Source organism: Spirosoma areae (assembly GCF_054781775.1).
Genome location: NZ_BAAGTT010000022.1, coordinates 1 through 3,921, shown reverse-complemented (window position 1 = coordinate 3,921; position 3,921 = coordinate 1). Strand labels below are relative to the sequence as shown.

Below are 3,921 nucleotides of genomic sequence, written 5' to 3'. Positions count from 1 at the left end.
TTCTTGAATAACTTGCCATTGGGAGTCGGTCAGATCAGTAGGATACATTGGTGGTTCTTTGTTCCTACAAACTTACCGGCTCCTTATTTTTATCAAAATGCTATTTTTAGACAGTCTCTTTGGCTTCATTGTAATCGTTTTTAATATCTTCGGGCAAGTCAGGATTTGCCATCTCTACGCTACCAGTTAATGGGTAAACCATATTACCATCTATCCAGATTGAAGCCTGAGTACAATGACTACACTTTGCCACTTGGGTACTTGGTAAATTGTAGGAGCTATTGCCTAATGTTACTCCATTTGGCGATTTTAATTTATATGTACAATCAATTGCATAACCCCAAATTTGTTCGGCCAAAACTCCGCAATGTGGGCAATGAAACGAAGAACTTTGAAATATTGGGGGAATAAATTTGTTCATGCTTTAAACGTTCTAATCTGTCCTAAAATTAATAATTTCCTTCTATCGCCGAACACCACTCAAGACCTGCCCACGCGGAGCGCACACAACGCACAAGCCGCTGAGACCGAGTCTGGTTTTGCTCTTTCCACCGAGCCTTTTTAAAAGCCAACCTGTCGGGGCGGCTCCTTTGTCACAGGTGAGCTGCCGAACGAGCTAAAGCTTGCCTGTCGGGACGTGCGCTCTGTCGCAAGTGGCCCGGCACACGAACGCTTTTTTACTACTTATTTGGTTCACCCAACACCCACAAGGGCTGATGGATGAGTAAGGTAGCTCATTCTGCTGAGGTCGCCCCCGACCTTTTCACCCTTGTTTGGTTGGGCTGCAAACCCTCCCAACCGGCGAGCATCTTGTCAGCGGTGACCTGCCCATGCGGAGCGGACAACAACGCACTTTCCACTTTTTTACACCGAGCGCGAAGCTCAGCAACATACCGAATCCGCTTCTGTCGAGCCTGAATTGGCGGGGCGTTTGGCTTGTCGCACCCAACCCGCCCAACCTGTCCAAGCCCGACTGTTGGGGCGCTTGGCCTGTCAACGGGAGCCGCCGAATGAGCCAAAAAAGCTATCCTGTCCGAGCCGTGCGCCCTGTCGCCGGAGCGATGACACTCACGCTTTTTTTATACTTGTTGGCAGCACCCAACGCCCGAAAGGGCTGATGGTGTGCGAGTTAGCTCACTAAAACAAATATACTTGCCACCTTTACACCCTTTCCTGGTTGGGCTGCAACGCTTCCTTACCGGCGAGCATCTTGTCAGCGGTGAGCGGCCCACGCGGAGCGGACAACAACGCACGAATCCGCTTTTTTTGTGCCGAGCGCGAAGCTTAACAACGCATCAAATCCGCTTCTGTCGAGCCGCAAACACCGGGGCGTTTGCCTTGTCGAACGCGACCTGCCTTACTTTTTAAAGCCCGACTGTCGGGGCGGCTGGCCTGTCGGCGGAAAGGTAAAAAACTCCCGTTTCAACTGGCCCAACCGGGGCGTTCACTCTGTCGCAAGCGACCCCGAAATGGCGACCCAAAAGCCTGCCTGTCTGCACGTGCAAGTTGTCGCCGAGACGCTGATTTTCACGTACTTTTTTAAATGCTTGTTCGGTTCACCCAACGACCCCATGTGGTGATGGCGACGCAGGAGCCTTTACACACATGGACGGTTGGGCTGAAAGCCTTCCTTCGGGACGTGCAACCTGTCGCCGAGAAGCTGCCCAATTACTTTTTGCTACTGAGTTGCTTTTGAATATTTAGGACAAACTCAACACTAACCTCCGCAATGTCAGCTACTAAACTTATATCAAGTCCTTTCGAGAGAGCATTTTTGACCGTCTCTGTTTTGACCGCCAACTGCGCTTCTTGAATTTTCTTATTCTCATTCTCAATTGCCAATGCATTCGCCGAAAGCGTCATTTCGTAGGCCATCCGCTTTTCGGGCGACATCTGCCGGGTGTCCAACTCTTTGATGGCCGCTTCTAACCACTCCTCATTCCAGAACTGAGGAAATTGTTTGGGTTTAGTTGCTTTGTGTGTTGCTTTCATGGTGTAAATCAGTTTGTCTAAGTCGGTATGCACGTCGGCTAACCGCTTCTTGAATTTAGCCAATTCTACTGTAATGAACGTGGTTTGGTCGTCAATCAGTTCACCTTTTTCGTTTCTCAGCATCGCAACGTTATGATAATCAGTGATATGGGGAAAGATATTGGTGGCCAAAATGCCGATGCAATAAATTTTGGGCAAGCCTTCGAACTTATAGCGTCCTTTCCTCACCAACGTGTTGAGTCGGTAAAATGAGTAGAACTTCATGCGTTGGATAAAATCGGGGTACTTGCTCAACTGCATTTCCACAATGAACTGATTATCGGCTTCATCGGTACAGGCTACATCGTACACCCCGCTCCGGCTGTCACGGGTCAGGCCCGGAATCTCACTTTCGATAAAATCGACTTTTTTTATTGGTATCGGCGATTGAATCAGGGCCTGTAACGCTCTACGCAAAAACCGCGTGTCGGCTTCATTGCCAAAAGTTACTTTGAAGCCGTAATCCGAAAGGATAGAAATAAACCGTTTGTCGTCATTGACTAAATCCATGACGTGAAGATAACGGAAACGCGGATACAGTCACCTGTCATCAACGGTTGGGCTATAACCTTCCTTCGAGACGTGATTCCTGTCGCATGAGATTTGACGAATTATTGAGCCTTTCTAACAATCAGCGAAATTCGGCTTACAAAACCGTTCATATTATTTTCGTAATAGCCTTTCACTACATACATGCCATCAGTTGTTTCAATCAATTGGCCTTCTGCTGGCTTATAATCTGTAGGTAAGTTTATTGGGATTATATCTCTTCCTACTTCATCGTCGAACGCTTCTATTTTTGTTTGCATAGCTACATAATTTATTTTACCGAGGATTTCTCATCAGGTTACGGGCGTAATTATAAACGACTGGCCCAAAAACATAAACCGCAAACTCACTCATATCATAGTCCCGGATATACTTAAAACCATCAAAAGGCCAAAAATCACTACTATCTCCTTCAGCCATTAGCAAAAGAATCAAGTTAACGAACGCCCATAAAATGTAAGCTCCAACAACTTTTCGATACGAAGCCCCATTATCATTTGGGGCCAGTTTATAGATGAAGTAACCAAGTAAAATAAGAGAACCTAACCAGATGTAATTCATCTAAACAGTTTGCGTTTTATTGAAAAATGTAACTCTGTCTCGTCCGAGCGTTTACTATGTCGCAAGTGCCCAAAAATGGAGACTTTTTAGACTTGCCCAACCGGGGCGTTCACCCTGTCAGCCGAAACCCGGAAATGGAAGCCTAAACCTGCCTTACCGGGGCGTTCAACTTGTCGCACGGAACCCGCCCCGCAAGCACTACTTGTATGGAACACCCAACGCCCGCGAGGGCTGATGGTGAGCGAGTTACATGCCTGAACGCGAGTCGGTTACACCTTTACACCCTCGTTTGGTTGGGCTGAAAAGCGTCCTCACCGGCGAGCATCTTGTCAGCGGTGAGCGGCCCACGCGGAGCGGACAACAACGCACCAATCCGCTTTTTTTGTGCCGAGCGCGAAGCTTAACAACGCATCAAATCCGCTTCTGTCGAGCCGCAAACACCGGGGCGTTTGCCTTGTCGAACGCGACCTGCCTTACTTTTTAAAGCCCGACTGCCGGGGCGTTTACCCTGTCGCACAGACGCTGCTCCCAAACCTAAACTTGGCCTGTCGGGGCGTTCGCCCTGTCAGCCGAGGCCCGGAAATGGAAGCCTAAACTTGACCACGTCGAGCGGTCAACCTGTCGCACGATGCCCGACTTTGAAGCATTACTTGCTCGTTCCACCCAACGCCAACAAGGGCTGATGGATGAGGAAGATAGACAGAAAAAACAAACGTGCCTGCGACCTTTTCACCCTTGTTTGGTTGGGCTGCCAACCCACCGACGAGACGTGAGTCCTGT

Annotated in this window: 6 protein-coding genes; 2 read left to right on the top strand and 4 right to left on the bottom strand. The window is 48.7% G+C overall.

The genetic code is table 11. From position 1 onward, the window contains the following. Positions 1-106: 106 nt before the first annotated feature. Positions 107-421: a hypothetical protein gene (locus ACYVI1_RS08745; RefSeq protein ID WP_460908939.1), complete on the bottom strand. Its 315-nt coding sequence runs from the start codon at positions 419-421 to the stop codon at positions 107-109. An 847-nt stretch (positions 422-1,268) separates the two neighbouring features. On the opposite strand from ACYVI1_RS08745, the gene ACYVI1_RS08740 reads away from it, so the two are divergent. Beyond that, positions 1,269-1,580: a hypothetical protein gene (locus ACYVI1_RS08740; protein WP_460908937.1), complete on the top strand. Its 312-nt coding sequence runs from the start codon at positions 1,269-1,271 to the stop codon at positions 1,578-1,580. A gap of 88 nt (positions 1,581-1,668) precedes the next feature. On the opposite strand, the gene ACYVI1_RS08735 is transcribed toward ACYVI1_RS08740, so the two are convergent. From ACYVI1_RS08735 to ACYVI1_RS08725, 3 genes are all read right to left on the bottom strand, one after another. Further along, entirely contained in the window at positions 1,669-2,541 is an 873-nt protein-coding gene (locus tag ACYVI1_RS08735; protein WP_460908935.1) for an Rpn family recombination-promoting nuclease/putative transposase, read from the bottom strand. 101 nt (positions 2,542-2,642) lie between these two features. After that, complete coding sequence (locus tag ACYVI1_RS08730; RefSeq protein WP_460908933.1) at positions 2,643-2,840, bottom strand: hypothetical protein; 198 nt, start codon at positions 2,838-2,840, stop codon at positions 2,643-2,645. Positions 2,841-2,856: 16 nt separating this feature from the next. Further along, positions 2,857-3,141 carry a hypothetical protein gene (locus ACYVI1_RS08725; protein ID WP_460908931.1) on the bottom strand — a complete coding sequence of 95 codons (285 nt, stop codon included), beginning with the start codon at positions 3,139-3,141 and terminating at the stop codon, positions 2,857-2,859. A 384-nt stretch (positions 3,142-3,525) separates the two neighbouring features. On the opposite strand from ACYVI1_RS08725, the gene ACYVI1_RS08720 reads away from it, so the two are divergent. Beyond that, positions 3,526-3,735: a hypothetical protein gene (locus ACYVI1_RS08720; protein ID WP_460908929.1), complete on the top strand. Its 210-nt coding sequence runs from the start codon at positions 3,526-3,528 to the stop codon at positions 3,733-3,735. Positions 3,736-3,921 lie beyond the last annotated feature (186 nt).

Excerpts from the sequence above, each read along its gene's own strand:
- ACYVI1_RS08745 (WP_460908939.1), bottom strand. The coding sequence starts at position 421 with ATGAACAAATTTATTCCCCCAATATTTCAAAGTTCTTCGTTTCATTGC.
- ACYVI1_RS08735 (WP_460908935.1), bottom strand. The coding sequence starts at position 2,541 with ATGGATTTAGTCAATGACGACAAACGGTTTATTTCTATCCTTTCGGAT.
- ACYVI1_RS08725 (WP_460908931.1), bottom strand. The coding sequence starts at position 3,141 with ATGAATTACATCTGGTTAGGTTCTCTTATTTTACTTGGTTACTTCATC.
- ACYVI1_RS08730 (WP_460908933.1), bottom strand. The coding sequence starts at position 2,840 with ATGCAAACAAAAATAGAAGCGTTCGACGATGAAGTAGGAAGAGATATA.